Annotated in this window: 17 protein-coding genes; 5 read left to right on the plus strand and 12 right to left on the minus strand. The window is 67.2% G+C overall.

Features of this window, described 5'->3' with window-relative positions; all coding sequences use genetic code 11:
* Window positions 1-14: 14 nt before the first annotated feature.
* Window positions 15-887: a carbon-nitrogen hydrolase family protein gene (locus L6D77_RS01715; protein ID WP_232882110.1), complete on the minus strand. Its 873-nt coding sequence runs from the start codon at window positions 885-887 to the stop codon at window positions 15-17.
* Window positions 884-1,474, minus strand: coding sequence for a GNAT family acetyltransferase (locus L6D77_RS01720; protein ID WP_232882109.1), 591 nt, complete (start codon window positions 1,472-1,474; stop codon window positions 884-886). The genes L6D77_RS01715 and L6D77_RS01720 overlap by 4 nt, the downstream gene beginning before the upstream one ends.
* A gap of 114 nt (window positions 1,475-1,588) precedes the next feature.
* Here L6D77_RS01720 and L6D77_RS01725 point away from each other — a divergent pair, with 114 nt between their 5' ends.
* Window positions 1,589-1,987 (plus strand): nuclear transport factor 2 family protein, encoded by a 399-nt coding sequence (locus L6D77_RS01725; RefSeq protein ID WP_232882108.1) that lies wholly within the window; start codon window positions 1,589-1,591, stop codon window positions 1,985-1,987.
* Window positions 1,988-2,091: 104 nt separating this feature from the next.
* On the opposite strand, the gene L6D77_RS01730 is transcribed toward L6D77_RS01725, so the two are convergent.
* From L6D77_RS01730 to L6D77_RS01755, 6 genes are all read right to left on the minus strand, one after another.
* Window positions 2,092-2,670, minus strand: a complete 579-nt coding sequence (locus tag L6D77_RS01730; protein WP_232882107.1) for a DJ-1/PfpI family protein — start codon at window positions 2,668-2,670, stop codon at window positions 2,092-2,094.
* Window positions 2,671-2,744: 74 nt separating this feature from the next.
* Window positions 2,745-3,902, minus strand: a complete 1,158-nt coding sequence (locus L6D77_RS01735) for a phospholipase D-like domain-containing protein (protein ID WP_232882106.1) — start codon at window positions 3,900-3,902, stop codon at window positions 2,745-2,747.
* A gap of 1 nt (window position 3,903) precedes the next feature.
* Window positions 3,904-4,497, minus strand: coding sequence for a YceI family protein (locus tag L6D77_RS01740; RefSeq protein ID WP_232882105.1), 594 nt, complete (start codon window positions 4,495-4,497; stop codon window positions 3,904-3,906).
* 44 nt (window positions 4,498-4,541) lie between these two features.
* On the minus strand, window positions 4,542-4,838 hold the full coding sequence (locus L6D77_RS01745; protein WP_232882104.1) for an amidase: 297 nt from the start codon (window positions 4,836-4,838) through the stop codon (window positions 4,542-4,544).
* The gene (locus tag L6D77_RS01750; RefSeq protein ID WP_232882103.1) at window positions 4,835-5,911 is read right to left on the minus strand and encodes a serine hydrolase domain-containing protein; all 1,077 of its coding nucleotides are present in this window, start codon (window positions 5,909-5,911) and stop codon (window positions 4,835-4,837) included. The genes L6D77_RS01745 and L6D77_RS01750 overlap by 4 nt, the downstream gene beginning before the upstream one ends.
* 152 nt (window positions 5,912-6,063) lie before the next feature.
* Entirely contained in the window at window positions 6,064-6,951 is an 888-nt protein-coding gene (locus L6D77_RS01755; RefSeq protein ID WP_232882102.1) for an acyl-CoA dehydrogenase middle domain-containing protein, read from the minus strand.
* A 136-nt stretch (window positions 6,952-7,087) separates the two neighbouring features.
* Here L6D77_RS01755 and olsB point away from each other — a divergent pair, with 136 nt between their 5' ends.
* On the plus strand, window positions 7,088-7,843 hold the full coding sequence (gene olsB, locus L6D77_RS01760; protein WP_232882101.1) for an L-ornithine N(alpha)-acyltransferase: 756 nt from the start codon (window positions 7,088-7,090) through the stop codon (window positions 7,841-7,843).
* Window positions 7,843-8,631: a lysophospholipid acyltransferase family protein gene (locus L6D77_RS01765; protein WP_232882100.1), complete on the plus strand. Its 789-nt coding sequence runs from the start codon at window positions 7,843-7,845 to the stop codon at window positions 8,629-8,631. The genes olsB and L6D77_RS01765 overlap by 1 nt, the downstream gene beginning before the upstream one ends.
* Window positions 8,632-8,634: 3 nt before the next feature.
* Here L6D77_RS01765 and phnE read toward each other — a convergent pair whose 3' ends face one another.
* The 4 genes from phnE to L6D77_RS01785 are packed head-to-tail and all read right to left on the minus strand — an operon-like array spanning window position 8,635 to window position 11,865.
* Window positions 8,635-9,402 (minus strand): phosphonate ABC transporter, permease protein PhnE, encoded by a 768-nt coding sequence (phnE, locus tag L6D77_RS01770; protein ID WP_232882099.1) that lies wholly within the window; start codon window positions 9,400-9,402, stop codon window positions 8,635-8,637.
* Window positions 9,399-10,226 carry a PhnE/PtxC family ABC transporter permease gene (locus L6D77_RS01775; RefSeq protein ID WP_232882098.1) on the minus strand — a complete coding sequence of 276 codons (828 nt, stop codon included), beginning with the start codon at window positions 10,224-10,226 and terminating at the stop codon, window positions 9,399-9,401. The genes phnE and L6D77_RS01775 overlap by 4 nt, the downstream gene beginning before the upstream one ends.
* Window positions 10,220-11,014: a phosphonate ABC transporter ATP-binding protein gene (locus L6D77_RS01780; protein ID WP_232882097.1), complete on the minus strand. Its 795-nt coding sequence runs from the start codon at window positions 11,012-11,014 to the stop codon at window positions 10,220-10,222. Before L6D77_RS01780 ends, L6D77_RS01775 begins: the two co-directional genes overlap by 7 nt.
* A complete protein-coding gene (locus tag L6D77_RS01785; protein ID WP_232882096.1) occupies window positions 11,011-11,865 on the minus strand; it encodes a putative selenate ABC transporter substrate-binding protein in 855 nt (284 codons plus the stop codon). Before L6D77_RS01785 ends, L6D77_RS01780 begins: the two co-directional genes overlap by 4 nt.
* A 193-nt stretch (window positions 11,866-12,058) precedes the next feature.
* Between L6D77_RS01785 and selD the strand changes: the two genes are divergently transcribed.
* Window positions 12,059-13,093 (plus strand): selenide, water dikinase SelD, encoded by a 1,035-nt coding sequence (selD, locus tag L6D77_RS01790; RefSeq protein WP_232882095.1) that lies wholly within the window; start codon window positions 12,059-12,061, stop codon window positions 13,091-13,093.
* A complete protein-coding gene (gene mnmH, locus L6D77_RS01795; protein WP_232882094.1) occupies window positions 13,093-14,205 on the plus strand; it encodes a tRNA 2-selenouridine(34) synthase MnmH in 1,113 nt (370 codons plus the stop codon). The genes selD and mnmH overlap by 1 nt, the downstream gene beginning before the upstream one ends.
* Window positions 14,206-14,214: the final 9 nt, after the last annotated feature.

Raw genomic sequence — 14,214 nt, forward strand, 5'->3', positions numbered from 1 at the left:
AGCCGTCACTGTTTTCACTTCACCCTGTCGAACTGCTCCGGCCAATCCCTGCGGGTGAACACCTGCCCCTCCTGCCGCACCCGCCGCACCTCCTCCAGGTCGATATCACAGACCAGCCATAGGCTCCCCGCCCGCATCAGCGACGCACTTTCAGCCAGCACCCCGTCCCCCGGCATGCCATGGTCCGGCGGCACGAACAATCCCGCCTTGCCGACGTTCTCGTCCAGCGCTGGCGACCAGGGCGCCAACCCCACGGTCGGGCTCTGCAGCACGGCAACCTGATTCTCCAGCGCCCGCGCCTGGGCGCCGATGCGCACCCGGTGGTAACCGGCCTCGGTATCGGTACAACTGGGGGCTAGAATCAGGTCGGCGCCGCGCTCTGCAAGGGTGCGGGCCAGCATCGGGAACTCGTTGTCGTAGCAGATCAGAATGCCAAGCCGCCCCAGGGCAGTGTCGAACACCGTCAACCCCTGCCCTGGCGCAATATCCCACTGCTCGCGCTCGAAGCGGGTCATCATCAGCTTGTCCTGATGCCCCAGTACACCCTCTGGGCCGAACAGCCAGGCCCGGTTGCGGTAACGGCCATCACCGTCCAACACCGGTGCGCTGCCGGGCTGCAAATAGATGCCCCAACGCCGGGCGATGCCTTCGCACAGCCCCAGCCACGGCTCGATCAACGGCTGGATGCCGGCGATCGAGGCCTGCAGATCGCCCCGTTGCTCAGCGGGCAACTGACCGCTGAGCACCAGCCCGGCGTACTCGGGCAACAGCAACAGCTGCGCGCCCTGGCCCGCCGCCTCGGCGCACAGGCCTTGCAGGTGTTCGGCGTAGGCGTCCCAGTTTTGATACAGCTCGATGGCGTACTGGCAGGCCGCGAGACGGATCATGCCGGCAGCGCCTTGAGCCAGAACGACATGATCTTGCTCGACTGTTCCTGCTCGTCGAGGTCGCGCCAGCTGTAAGTCGTGCGCAGCGAGGGTTCATGCAGAAAGCCACGGTTGCGCCAGAAGCCATGCAATGGCTTGTAGTCCGAAGGCCGACGCGGATGCCCGGCCGGGCGCTCCACCGCGCAGAAGGCGCAGTAGTCGAACTCGGCCAGCTTGTGGGCATAGGACTCGCGCTCGATGAAAAAGCGTACGCCCAGGCCCTGGCCACGGTAGGCCGGCAACAGCACCGACTCGCCGAAGTAGTAGACCGAGGCCGGGTCACGGCCCTGGGCCAGGAACGGCTGCTGGAACTCGGGCGTCTCGTCCACCAGCGGCAGGCCGGTGGAGGCGCCGACCACCTGGTCGCCGTCCAGCGCCAGCACCACCAGGCTGCGCCCGGACTGGGCGTAAGTGGCCAGGTAATCGGCTTCGTAGGCTTCAGTGCCTTGGTAGAGGTAGGGAAACTCGCGGAACACCGTCAGGCGCAGGCGAGCGAGGTCATCGATGTAAGGCGCGATGGCGGCGCCATGGAGCAGGCGGATTTCCATGGGGGCGGTCGTTTTGTCGATGTGGATGACGCGCTCGGCTAAGCCGGGCCTGAGGGGAAACCCTATCATCGGGGCCAGGCCATTCCCTTTCCCCTGCGCGACAGGTATTTCTCCATGACCGCTACCGAACTCGTCACCGCCTACTACAACGCCTTCAACGCCGGCGACATGCCCGCCTTCCTCGCCCTGCTCAGCGAGGACGTGATCCATGACATCAACCAGGGCGAGCGGCAGATGGGCAAGGCCAGGTTCGCCGCCTTCATGGACAAGATGAACCGCTGCTATCGCGAGCGGCTGGCTGACCTGGTGGTGATGCAGAACGCCGAAGGCAACCGCGCGGCGGCGGAGTTCACCGTGCATGGCGAGTACCTGGCCGACGATGAAGGGTTGCCGCCGGCCAAAGGGCAGAAGTACGTACTGGCGGCGGGGGCGTTCTTCTACATTCACTGCGGCAAGATTGCCCGGGTGAGCAATTACTACAACCTCAATGATTGGGTTGAGCAGGTGGGTTGACCCCACTGCCCTCATCGCCGGCAAGCCGGCTCCCACATGGATCGCGCTGTACCTGTGGGAGCCGGCTTGCCGGCGATGAGGGCATCAAAGCCCCTGCATTAACATCAGGCGATACGGGTGCCCAATACTTTCAAGAACGCCGCCAGCCACGCCGGATGCGCAGGCCACGCCGGCGCGGTCACCAGATTGCCATCCACATGCGCCTGGTCCACCGCGATATCAATGAACCGGCCCCCGGCCAGCCGCACTTCCGGCGCACAGGCCGGGTAGGCGCTGCACTCGCGGCCTTCGAGCACCCCGGCCGCCGCCAGCAACTGCGCGCCATGGCACACCGCCGCAATCGGCTTGCCTGCCTGGTCGAACGCCCTCACCAGCTCCAGCACTTTGTCATTCAGGCGCAGGTACTCCGGTGCGCGCCCGCCCGGAATAACCAGCGCGTCATAGCTTTCGGCGCGCACCTGGACGAAGTCGTAGTTCAGGGCGAAGTTGTGCCCGGGCTTCTCGCTGTAGGTCTGCTCGCCCTCGAAGTCGTGGATCGCCGTGCGCACGGTCTGCCCCGCGATCTTCTCCGGGCACACCGCGTGCACGGTATGGCCCACCATGGCCAGGGCCTGGAACGGCACCATCACCTCGTAGTCTTCGACGTAGTCACCGACCAGCATGAGAATCTTCTTCGCCGTCATCGCATCCACTCCTTCCGTTGCTTGGGATCAATCCCAGCACGATAGTCCGCTTTGCCGGCCAGCGATATAAGCCGCTAGTCGCGTCGATTGAGCAGGTTGGCCACCAGCCGGTCCAGCCAGCCCCACAGCCGCTGCTGCACCCGTCGCCACAACGGGCGGGCATGCCAGCGGGCCAGGTCGACCTCCTGGCTCTGGGCGAAATCGCGCTCGAAGCTGGCGGCCACCGCGGCGGTCAGCGGCGGGTCGAGTGCTTCGACGTTGGCTTCGAGGTTGAAGCGCAGGTTCCAGTGGTCGAAGTTGCACGAGCCGACGCTGACCCAGTCGTCCACCAGCACCATCTTCAGGTGCAGGAAGCACGGCTGGTATTCGAAGATCCGTACCCCGGCGCGCAGCAACCGGGGGTAATAACGGTGGCCGGCGTAGCGCACCGCCGGGTGGTCGGTGCGCGGGCCGGTGAGCAGCAGGCGCACGTCGACGCCCTTCTGCGCGGCGCGGCGCAACGAGCGGCGCACGCTGAAGGTGGGCAAGAAGTACGGGGTAGCCAGCCAGATACGCTGCTGGCCGCTGTTCAGCGCGCGCACCAGCGCATGCAGGATGTCCTTGTGCTGGCGGGCATCGGCATAGGCCACCCGGCCCATGCCCTGGCCCTGCGCCGGCACCTGCGGCAAGCGCGGCAGGCCAAAGCCTTCGGGCGGGCGCCAGGCGGTACGGCGCTGGTTGGCGGTCCATTGACGGTCGAACAGCAGTTGCCAATCGCCGACCAACGGCCCCTGGATACCCACCATCACTTCGTGCCATTCGCTGGTGGGCTCGTCGGGCTGCCAGAACTCGTCGGTGACACCGGTGCCACCGACCACCGCCCAGCGCTCGTCCACCAGCAGCAGCTTGCGGTGGTCGCGGTACAGGTTGCGCAAGCCCCGGCGCCAGCGCAGGCGGTTGTACCAGCGCAGGTAGACGCCAGCCGCCAGCAACCGCTGGCGCAAGGCCGTTGGGAAGGCCAAGGACCCGTAGTCGTCGAACAGGCAGCGCACCCGCACGCCACGCCGTGCGGCCTGCTCCAGGGCATCCACCACCGCCTCGGCGCAAGCGCCGCCTTCGACCAGGTACAGCTCCAGGTCAACCTGGAGCTCGGCGCGCACGATGGCCAGCAGCATGCGCGGGAAGAATTCGGGGCCATCGATCAGCAGTTCGAACTGGTTGCCATCCCGCCAGGGGAAGACCGGCCCCGGCATGTCAGCGGGCGTTGAAGATCAGCACCGCATTCACCGGCACCGACGGGTTGATCGACTTGAGCCCGGCGAGCTTGCGCAAGTGCTCGAGGCCCGGCAACAGGCCGAAGTCACTGGCGTGCAGGATCAGCGGTTCGAGGGTCACCACCTGGAACCGCCGCTCGTCCAGGCGCGTGGCCAGCAGCAGGGTGTTGTAGCTGTGGGTCTGGCCATGCAGCGTGACGTTCACCGGCAGGCGCAGCTCCAGCTGGGCGCCATTGGCCAGGTCGTTGATCGGGCGCAGGTCGATCTGCGCCTGCACCTTGCCTTCGGCGAAGCGCTCGACTTCGAACAAATCGTCGCGCATGCGCTCGTCACGCAGCGGGATACCGCTGCTGACCGAGTCCATTTCGATGCTCACTTCGGCCGCGCCCTTGCGGTCGACCTTGCCATGCAGCACCAGGAAGCGGTTCACCTCGGCGATCTCGCCATTCTTGCCGGTGACGAAGGACAGCCGCGACGACTCCCCATCCAGGTGCCAGTTGGCATGAGCGGGCAGGCCGACGGCCATGAACAGGGGCAGCAGCAGCGAGGGCAGCAGACGGGACGGCTTGAACATGTGAAATCCTGTTACACAAGGCCGTCAACCTTACCCGCACGGTTTCACGGCAGCAAGCGGCAGCCCGCCCGTGCGCCCAGCCAGGCCGCCTGGTGGCGGCGGCCCAGACCTTCGGCGCTGACCTGGCGGCCAGCACTGTCTTCCTCAAGCAGCCCCAGCGGCAGGTACTGCTGTACATAGCCGCGACAGTAGGCCTGGTCGAACCCCATGACGAAACGGCACGAGCAGTACTCCTTGGCCGAATAGGCCGAGAGGATGCCGGGGAAGTCCGCCAACGCCTGGCGCTCGTGCCAGGCCCAGGCCAACAGGGCCACCATCAACAGCAGGGCGACCCGTTTCATGCACCCTCCCCGGCCAGCGCGGCCAGCACGCGCTTGAGCAATTCGTTGTGGCTGTAGCTGCCGTCGCGATCATCGGCGTAGCGCACGATCACCAGCTTCTGCGCCGGCAGTACATACAGGGCCTGGCCCCAATGCCCAAGGGCCGCGAAGGTATCCACCGGCGCGGCGGGCCAGGGCACAGGCTGGCCGGGCAGCGGCTGGTTGAGCCACCAGTGGCCGCCCGGGTTGGCCTCGCCGGGTATCGGCTCGGCCTGTTCGAACAAGGCGCGGTTGAAGGTGACCCAGTCGGCGGGCAACAACTGCCGCCCGTCCCAGCGCCCCCCGCGCTGCATCAGCAGGCCGATGCGGGCCAGGTCGCGGGCCGTCAGGTAAAGGTAGGAGGAGCCAACGAAGGTGCCCGCCTCGTCGCGCTCCCACACCGCGCTGTCGATGCCCAGCGGGGTGAACAGCGCCTGCCAGGGATAGTCGTCGTACTGGCCGGCGCCGAGCATGCCACGCAAGGTGGCGGCCAGCAGGTTGCTGTCGCCGCTGGAGTAGGCAAAGCGCTGGCCGGGCGCGCTGGCGGCAGGCATGGCCGCGGTGTAGGCCGCCATGTCGGCGCGGCCACGGGTGTAGAGCATGGCCACCACCGACGACTTCAGCGGTGCGTATTCATAGTCCTCTTGCCAAGCCAGGCCGCTGGCCCAGTGCAACAGGTCGCGCAGCCGCAGTGCGGGGTGTTGCTGCAAGGGCGGGTAATAGCGGGCAGCGGGGTCATCGAGCTTGAAGCGGCCTTCGCCGTAGGCGACGCCCATGACCGTCGCCAGCACGCTCTTGCTCACCGACCAGGTCAGGTGCGGGGTGTCGGCGCGGGTCGGGGCGGCGTAGCGTTCGTGGAGGATGCGGCCATCGCGGATGATCAGCAGGGCGTCGGTGCGGATGCCGGTGCGCTCGGGGCTGCGCGCGGGGAAGGCGTAGGTGTCGACGGCTTGCCAGTCGATCGCGGCGGGGTCGACCGGCCAGGTGGGGATGGGCCAGTCTTCGGCCCAGACGGGGCTCACGGCCATCACCAGGATCAACCACAGTGCCTTCATCTTGATCGCCTTGATTGGGGCTGCTTCGCAGCCCTTTCGCGGCACAAGGCCGCTCCTACAGGGAATCGCGACCCCTTGTAGGAGCGGCCTTGTGCCGCGAAAGGGCCGCAAAGCGGCCCCGGGGCCAACAGATCACCCAGCCTCTCAGGCTTTCATGACAATCCTGCAGCGCTCCACGCCTTGCCCAGGCGCTTTTCCCGTGCAGCACTCGCCAGCGCCAGCAGCCCCTGGTCCCGCTGCCACAACTGCGCCCAATGCTCGGGCCCTGCGCTCAAGGCCTTGTCGATCTCCCCACGCAGGCTGTGAAACTGGGCAAACAAACCACCCAGCAACAGATGACCGGCAATACTGTCGGCACACTGCCGGCTACCCTCGGCACAACCGGCCAGCAGGCTGACCAGGCGCAAACGCAGGTCCTGCGGCCAGGCGCATTCCTGGGCCACGCCATGCAGCCAGGCCACCAGGGCGCTGAGTACATAAAGGTCTTCGAGGGAGCGGAAGGGTTTGACGTAGGCATCCCAGCCGTCGCCAGCCAGCAATTCGCAGGCGGCGTCCTTGAGCAGCAGCCGGCCATGGCCCACCTCGGGCATCAGCGGCAGGGTCGGCAAGGCCTCCAAGGCTACCCCCGGCTCGCCGGGGTAGACCACCGCCAGCTGCAACCGCACCGCCTCGCCAGGCGCTTCGCTGCGCGCCGCCACCAGCAGCCATTCGGCATCCAGCCCGGCAGTGACGAAATCCTTGCTGCCGGTCAGGCGCAGGCCGTCGAGGCGGGTGTGCATGTCGGCCGGGCGCACGCTGCGCCGTTCGGTGGCGCACAAGGCGCCGAGGCTGGCCGGCGCACTGGGCCAAAGCACCCGCAGCGCCGCCTGGTAACCGATCAGAAACGCCAGGCCCGGGGTGGCCATGGCGCGCCCACCCAGCACCGCCAGCTCAAACGGCGCCACTGCGCCGAGGCGCTCCAGCACCGCTGAGTAGATGTCTCCCAGGGGCGTCACCAGTGGATGACGCAGCGGGTCATTGAGGCGTTGCAACCAGGCCATGGGGCGCTCCTTCAAAGGGGTGTGTCACGCAAGCATCACCAAAGGTTCATGGGGGTGACACCGCGCGTACCTAGGCTGACTTTGCACAACAAAGCCGACCGGCCGCAACCCTTTGGCTGGCTTATGGAGACTCGCAATGACTCGGATCGCTCGCTCTGGCGACAACAGCCCTGAACGCCGTCTGCAAGCCGAACGCCTGGTTGGCGAGGCGGCCCTGCAGGAAGCACAGGCCCTGCGCTACAAGGTGTTCAGCGCCGAATTCAAGGCCAAGCTAAAAGGCGCCGAGCAGGGCCTGGACATGGACGACTACGACATCCACTGCCGCCACATTGGCGTGCGTGACCTGGTCACCGGCAAACTGGTGGCCACCACCCGCCTGCTCGACCACCAGGCCGCCAGCAGCCTGGGGCGCTTCTACAGCGAAGAAGAATTCCGCCTGCACGGCCTGCTGCAGCTGCAGGGCCCGATCCTTGAACTGGGCCGTACCTGCGTCGACGCCGACTACCGCAACGGCGGCACCATCGCCGTGCTCTGGGGGGAGCTTGCCGAGGTGCTCAACGAAGGCCGCTACAGCTACCTGATGGGCTGCGCCAGCATCCCCATGCAGGATGGCGGCGTGCAGGCCCACGCGATCATGCAGCGCCTGCGCGACCGCTACCTGTGCACCGAACACCTGCGCGCTGAACCCAAGAACCCGCTGCCCAGCCTGGATATCCCCGGCAACGTCATCACCGAGATGCCGCCGCTGCTCAAGGCCTACATGCGCCTGGGCGCGAAGATCTGCGGCGAGCCGTGCTGGGACGAGGATTTCCAGGTCGCCGATGTGTTCATCCTGCTCAAGCGCGACGACCTCTGCCCGCGTTACGCCCGCCACTTCAAGGCGGCGGTCTGATGCCGCGCCTGCGGGCCAGCGCCCGCCTGCTGCGGTTGTTCATGGTCCTGGCCTTGGGCTTGGGCCTGGCCAGCCTGATCGCCGTGGGCGAACGCCTGGGGTTCAAGGCATCGCTTGAACGCCGCCAGCGCTGGACGCGTATGTTCATGCAACGCCTGGTCGGCGCCCTGCCCTTCGAGGTGCGGGTGGTCGGCACGTTGCCGCAGCGGCCGATGCTGTGGGTCAGCAACCACGTGTCGTGGACCGATATCCCCCTGCTGGGCATGCTCACCCCGCTGTCGTTCCTGTCCAAGGCCGAGGTGCGCCACTGGCCGGTGGCCGGCTGGCTGGCCGAGAAGGCCGGCACCTTGTTCATCCGCCGGGGCGGTGGCGACGGCCAGCGCCTGCGCGAACAGATCAGCGGCCAGCTGGGGCAACGCCAACCGCTGCTGATCTTCCCCGAAGGCACCACCACCGATGGCCGTAGCCTGCGTACCTTCCATGGTCGCCTGCTGGCGGGCGCCATCGACCACGGTACCCCAGTGCAGCCCGTGGCGATTCAGTACCTGCGTGGCGGCGAGCCTGACCTGATTGCCCCCTTCATTGGCGACGACGACCTGGTCTCGCACCTGATGCGCCTGTTCGGCCAGGACCGTGGCGAGGTGGTGATCCACCTGCTGCCACCGGTCAGCAGCGCCGACAAGGAGCGCGCCGCACTGGCCTTCCAGGCCCAGCAGGCAATTCAACTGGCGCTGTTCGGCGCCGACGCGGTAGAAACAGCGCCGCGACGCCAGGCGCGTGCCGCCTGAGGCTCAGGCACGCACGTAGCGTTGGCGCAGCAGGTCGCTGAAGGCGTCCACCAGCAGCACCAGCACCAGCATGGCGATGATCACCGTGCTGGCCTGGGCCTCCTGGAACAGGCTCAGGGTGGTGTAGAGCATCTGCCCCAGGCCGCCTGCGCCGACGAAGCCCAGCACGCTGGCCATGCGGATGTTGTTCTCCCAGCGGTACAGGCTGTACGCCAGCAACTGCGGCCACAGGTTGGGCAAGGTACCGAAGCAGAACGCCGCAACCTGGCTGCCGCCCTGCAGGCGGATCGCCGCCGCCGGTTCAGGCGGCGCATTCTCCAGCGCTTCGGCGAACAGGCGCCCGAGCACACCGGCGGTGTGCAGCGCCAAGGCCAGGGTGCCGGCATTGGGCCCCAGCCCTGCGGCCAACACCGTCAGCGCCGCCCACACCAGTTCAGGGATTGCCCGCAGCGCATTGAGCAGCAACCGCGTCGCGCCCTGCAACGGCCAGCCGAAGCGGCCAGCGGCGGGCAGCGCCAGCAGCATGCCGAGGGCCATCGCCAGCAGAGTGCCCAACCCGGGCATGGCCAGGGTTTCCAAAGCGCCCCAACCCACCGCACGCAGATGCCCGGCAGTCAGGTCCGGGTGCAGGAAGCGCCCGGCGTACTCGCCCATCTGCGCCAGCCCGCCATTGCCGACCACGGCCTGCATGTCCAGCTCAAGGTAGGTGAACGAGGCCAGCACCGCGGCAACGATCGCCAGCAGCACCAGCAGGTTGATCGCCCGGTTCATGCCAACCTCCCGCGCAGCAGGCGGCTGAGGATATCGGCGAGCGTCACCAGCGCCAGGAACGCCAGCAGCATGCTGGCCACCTCGGCGCCGGCGAACATGCGCATCGACAGGTCGATCTGCTGCCCCAGGCCGCCGGCGCCGACGAAGCCCATCACCACCGAGGCGCGCACCGCGCACTCCCAGCGGTACACGGTGTACGACACCACCTCGGCCGCCGCGTTGGGCAGGATGCCGTAGCAGAAGGCCGCCAGCCGCCCGCTGCCGGCCTGCAGCAAGGCGTGGGCCGGGCGCTGGTCGACCGACTCGAAGATTTCCGCATAGACCTTGCCGAGCATGCCGCTGTAGGTGATGGCGATGGCCAGCACCCCGGCGGTCGGCCCCAGGCCCACGGCGCGCACGAACAACAGCGCCCAGACGATCTCCGGCACGCTGCGCAGGAACACCAGCAGCCCCCGCACCGGCAGGCGCAGGGTGCGCGACCAGCCGCCCGCCCTGCCTCCCCGGGACGCCGCGCGCAGCGACAGCGCGCGACTCGCCAGCAAGCTGGCCGGCATCGCCAGCAGCAGCGCCAGGGTCATGCCGGCGGTAGCCACGGCCAAGGTCTGCAACGTGGCCTGCCACAGCAGGCCGAGGAAGTCGCGGTCATGGGCCGGCGGCCAGAAGCCCGCGACGAAGCTTGCCATCTGCTGACGGTTTTCTGCCTGCAGCAACACGCCGGGGTTCAGTTCACTCAGTTGCAGCCCTGGCCACAGCAAAGCCAGGCACAGCAGCGTCACCAGCAGGCGCGGCAGCGCCGCCGGATCGCGGGCGTCAGTGTTCAGCATCGCGGGATCTGCACGGTCAGGGTCGGGCCTGGCGTCACTGGCGAGGCCAGCTGTTCGTTGGCATAGAGCGCATCGAGCAGGCCCTGAGTCACCGCCGTGGCTGGGCAATCGAAGGCCACCTGGCCCTCACGGATGCCCACCACTCGCGGGAAGTGCGCCAGCGCCAGCTCCACGGCGTGCAGGCTGGCCACCAGCGTCACGCCCTTCGCCACGGCGTAGCGGTTGAGCAGTGCCAGGCTGTGGTCGGCCAATACCGGGTCCATCGCCGACACCGGCTCGTCGGTCAGCAACACCTCCGGTTGCTGGTACAAGGCACGGGCAATGCCGACCCGCTGCAACTGGCCACCGGACAACTGCCCGCACTGCACGAACAGCTTGTCCGCCAGGCCCAGCTCGGCCAGCACCTGGCGCACGCCAGGCACATCGCTCGGGTGCAACAGGTTGAGCAGGCCACGCAAGGTGCTCCATTGCCCCAGGCGCCCGGCTTGCACGGCCGTCACCACCCGCTGGCGGGGGGGCAGCGGTGGCGCCTGGTGCACCAGCGCCACCCGTGCGCGCAGGCGCTGGCGGGCGCCTGCCGACAGCGCCCAGGGTTGCGTTGCCAGCAGTTCCAGGTGCCCGGCGCTGGGTTGCACGGCCGTGGCCATCAAATGCAGCAGGCTGGACTTGCCCGCCCCGGACGGGCCGATGATCGCCACCCGTTCGCCCGTTTCGATACGCAGGTCGACCGCGTTCAGGGCCTGGACCTGGCCATGGCGCAGGCCGGCCCCTTGCAGACGGATACTCACTTGAGCAGGCCGGCCTCACGGGCGGCTTGCTCGGTGCCCTGGTAGTTCTCGGGCTTGGTCTCGATGAAGCGGCTGGCGGCCTGCAGGTCGAGGATCGCCTTCTGCTCCGGCTTGGCCGGGTCGAGGGCGAGAAAGGCCTGCTTGATCTTTTCCTTGAGCGCCGGGTCCATGTTGCCGCGCACGGTCCAGTTGTAGTCGTAGTAGGTCGGGGTAGTGGCGAACACTTTCACCTTGCTGGTATCGACCTTGCCGGCATCCACCAGCTTCTGCCACACGCTGGCGTTGAGCACGCCGCCGTCGACCTTGCCGGCCGCTACCCAGGCCACGGTGGCGTCGTGGGCACCGGAGTAGGCGACGCGGCTGAAGTAGTCCTCCGGCTTGATGTTGTCTTCTTTCAACATGAAGTAGCGCGGCATCAGGCTGCCGGAGGTGGACGAGATGGAGCCGAAGGCGAAGGTCTTGCCCTTGAGGTCCTTCAGGCTCTTCACGTCGGGGTTGGCGGTGATGAACTTGCTGGTGAACTGGGCGTCCTGTTCACGCTGCACCAGCGGGGTGGCGGCCGGGTCCTTCAGGTGCACCTGAACGAAGGTGAAGCCGCCCAGCCAGGCCAGGTCCAGGCGGTTGCTGGCCAGCGACTCGACCACCGCCGGGTAGTCGGCGACCGGGACGAACTGCACCTTCATCCCCAGCTGCTTCTCCAGGTACTCGCCCAGTGGCTTGAACTTGCGCAGCAGTTCGGTCGGCGCTTCATCGGGGATGGCGCTGACCCGCAGTACATCGGCAGCCTGGGCAACGATGGCGCAGCAGGACAGCACGAGGCCGGCAGCGAGTGCCAGAGGGCGTTTGAGCATGGGGGTTCTCCGAATTTGAAAGCAGCTTCAAGCTGCGAGCGCCAAGCGGCAAGATGAAAGCAAGGCAGCGTGCCGACAGCTTCGACTTGCAGCTTGAGGCTACAAAGTTGCAGCTGTGTCGAGGAATTATAAGAGCCGCTGGCGCAAAGGCCAGCTTTGCTACAATCGCGCCACTATTTGTGCAGAGGTGCGTATGAGCGAGCCGATTCGTCTGACCCAGTACAGCCACGGCGCCGGTTGTGGCTGCAAGATCTCCCCCAAGGTGCTGGATGTGATCCTCGCCGAGAGCGGCACCCAGGCCCTGGACCCGAAACTGTGGGTCGGCAACGCCTCGCGCGACGACGCCGCCGTGTACGCCCTGGATGAAGAACGCGGCGTGGTCTCGACCACCGACTTCTTCATGCCCATCGTCGACGACCCCTACGACTTCGGGCGCATCGCCGCCACCAACGCCATCAGCGACATCTACGCCATGGGCGGCGACCCGCTGATGGCCATCGCCATCCTCGGCTGGCCGGTCAATGTGCTGCCGCCGGAAGTGGCCCGCGAAGTCATCCGTGGTGGCCGCGCCGTATGCGCCGAAGCCGGCATCCCGCTGGCCGGCGGCCACTCCATCGACGCCCCCGAGCCGATCTTCGGCCTGGCCGTCACCGGTGTGGTGAGCAAGCGCCACCTAAAGCGCAACGACACCGCCAGCGTGGGCTGCCGCCTGTACCTGACCAAGCCGCTGGGCATCGGCATCCTCACCACGGCCGAGAAAAAAGCCAAGCTGCGCGACGAAGACCGTGGCCTGGCCCGCGACTGGATGTGCACCCTCAACACCCCGGGCAGCCGCTTCGGCAAGCTCGACGGCGTCAAGGCCATGACCGACGTCACCGGCTTCGGCCTGCTCGGCCACCTGGTCGAAGTCGCCGAAGGCAGTAAGCTCACCGCACGCCTGCAGTTCGCCGCCGTGCCACGCCTGCCCAGCGTCGACCACTACCTGGCCGAAGGCTGCATCCCCGGCGGCACGCTGCGTAACTACGAAAGCTACGGGCACAAGATCGGCGCCCTGACCGACGACCAGAAACACCTGCTGTGCGACCCGCAGACCAGTGGAGGCCTGCTGGTGGCGGTCAGCCCTGAAGGCGAAGCCGAGTTCCTGGCCGTGGCTGGCGAACTGAACCTCGCACTGGCACCCATCGGTGAACTGGTGGAGCGACAGAGCCACGCAGTCGAGGTGATCTGATGCGCCCCGACTGCACCCACCTGAAACAGCTGTTCCTCGACAACGTGCCGATGATGGACATGCGCGCCCCCGTCGAATTCAACAAAGGCGCCTTCCCCGGCGTGGTCAACCTGCCGCTGATGACCGACCAGGAGCGGCAGAAGGTCGGCACCTGCTACAAGCAGCAGGGCCAGGCCGCCGCCATCGCCCTTGGCCACCAGTTGGTCAACGGCGCGGTGAAAGCGCAACGCCTGGAAGCCTGGGCGGCGTTCGCCCAGGCCCACCCCGACGGCTACCTGTATTGCTTCCGTGGCGGCCTGCGCTCGCAGATCGTCCAGGGCTGGCTCAAGGAAGCCGGCATCCAGTACCCCAAAGTGGTCGGTGGCTACAAGGCCATGCGCACCCTGCTGCTGGAAACCACCCAGCAGGCAGTCGCGCAGTGCGACTTCGTGCTGCTGGGCGGCCTCACCGGCACCGGCAAGACCGACGTGCTGCACCAGCTGGACAACGTGCTGGACCTGGAAGGCCATGCCAACCACCGCGGCTCCAGCTTTGGCAAGCGCGCCACCGCGCAACCGGCGCAGATCGACTTCGAGAACGCACTGGGCATCGATGTGTTGAAAAAGCGCGACCGGGGCATCGAGCAGTTCGTACTGGAAGACGAGGGCCGGATCGTGGGCAGCTGCACGGTGCCACTGGAGCTCTACCAAGGCATGCAGCAGTACCCGCTGGTGTGGCTGGAGGACAGTTTCGACAGCCGCGTGGAACGCATCCTGCGTGATTACGTGACCAACCTGTGTGCCGAATTCGTAGCCGTGCATGGTGAAGAAGATGGCCGCAGGCTGTACGCCGAGCGCTTGCGCCAGAGCATGGCCAATATCCACAAACGCTTGGGCGGCGAGCGGTTCCAGCGGTTGTCCGAACTGCTCGGCCAGGCCCTCGACGAGCAGTTGCGCAGCGGGGATGTGAGCCTGCACCGAGGCTGGATCGAAGGGTTGCTCAAGGAATACTACGACCCGATGTACGCCTACCAGCGCGACGCCAAGGCCGGGCGCATCGAATTTGCCGGGGATGCGCGGGAGGTGCGCGAGTACCTCAAGGCCCGGGCCCGGCGCACAGCACGTATCGCCTGAAGCACGGGG

Origin of the sequence: Pseudomonas parasichuanensis (assembly GCF_021601385.1) — a bacterium.
GTDB lineage: Bacteria > Pseudomonadota > Gammaproteobacteria > Pseudomonadales > Pseudomonadaceae > Aquipseudomonas > Aquipseudomonas parasichuanensis.

What these genes read in the sequence shown, in the direction of transcription:
- L6D77_RS01715 (WP_232882110.1), bottom strand. Translation starts at nt 887, where the DNA reads ATGATCCGTCTCGCGGCCTGCCAGTACGCCATCGAGCTGTATCAAAAC.
- L6D77_RS01765 (WP_232882100.1), top strand. Translation starts at nt 7,843, where the DNA reads ATGCCGCGCCTGCGGGCCAGCGCCCGCCTGCTGCGGTTGTTCATGGTC.
- L6D77_RS01730 (WP_232882107.1), bottom strand. Translation starts at nt 2,670, where the DNA reads ATGACGGCGAAGAAGATTCTCATGCTGGTCGGTGACTACGTCGAAGAC.
- phnE (WP_232882099.1), bottom strand. Translation starts at nt 9,402, where the DNA reads ATGAACCGGGCGATCAACCTGCTGGTGCTGCTGGCGATCGTTGCCGCG.
- L6D77_RS01750 (WP_232882103.1), bottom strand. Translation starts at nt 5,911, where the DNA reads ATGAAGGCACTGTGGTTGATCCTGGTGATGGCCGTGAGCCCCGTCTGG.
- L6D77_RS01745 (WP_232882104.1), bottom strand. Translation starts at nt 4,838, where the DNA reads ATGAAACGGGTCGCCCTGCTGTTGATGGTGGCCCTGTTGGCCTGGGCC.
- L6D77_RS01740 (WP_232882105.1), bottom strand. Translation starts at nt 4,497, where the DNA reads ATGTTCAAGCCGTCCCGTCTGCTGCCCTCGCTGCTGCTGCCCCTGTTC.
- olsB (WP_232882101.1), top strand. Translation starts at nt 7,088, where the DNA reads ATGACTCGGATCGCTCGCTCTGGCGACAACAGCCCTGAACGCCGTCTG.
- mnmH (WP_232882094.1), top strand. Translation starts at nt 13,093, where the DNA reads ATGCGCCCCGACTGCACCCACCTGAAACAGCTGTTCCTCGACAACGTG.
- L6D77_RS01735 (WP_232882106.1), bottom strand. Translation starts at nt 3,902, where the DNA reads ATGCCGGGGCCGGTCTTCCCCTGGCGGGATGGCAACCAGTTCGAACTG.
- L6D77_RS01775 (WP_232882098.1), bottom strand. Translation starts at nt 10,226, where the DNA reads ATGCTGAACACTGACGCCCGCGATCCGGCGGCGCTGCCGCGCCTGCTG.
- L6D77_RS01755 (WP_232882102.1), bottom strand. Translation starts at nt 6,951, where the DNA reads ATGGCCTGGTTGCAACGCCTCAATGACCCGCTGCGTCATCCACTGGTG.
- selD (WP_232882095.1), top strand. Translation starts at nt 12,059, where the DNA reads ATGAGCGAGCCGATTCGTCTGACCCAGTACAGCCACGGCGCCGGTTGT.
- L6D77_RS01785 (WP_232882096.1), bottom strand. Translation starts at nt 11,865, where the DNA reads ATGCTCAAACGCCCTCTGGCACTCGCTGCCGGCCTCGTGCTGTCCTGC.
- L6D77_RS01720 (WP_232882109.1), bottom strand. Translation starts at nt 1,474, where the DNA reads ATGGAAATCCGCCTGCTCCATGGCGCCGCCATCGCGCCTTACATCGAT.
- L6D77_RS01725 (WP_232882108.1), top strand. Translation starts at nt 1,589, where the DNA reads ATGACCGCTACCGAACTCGTCACCGCCTACTACAACGCCTTCAACGCC.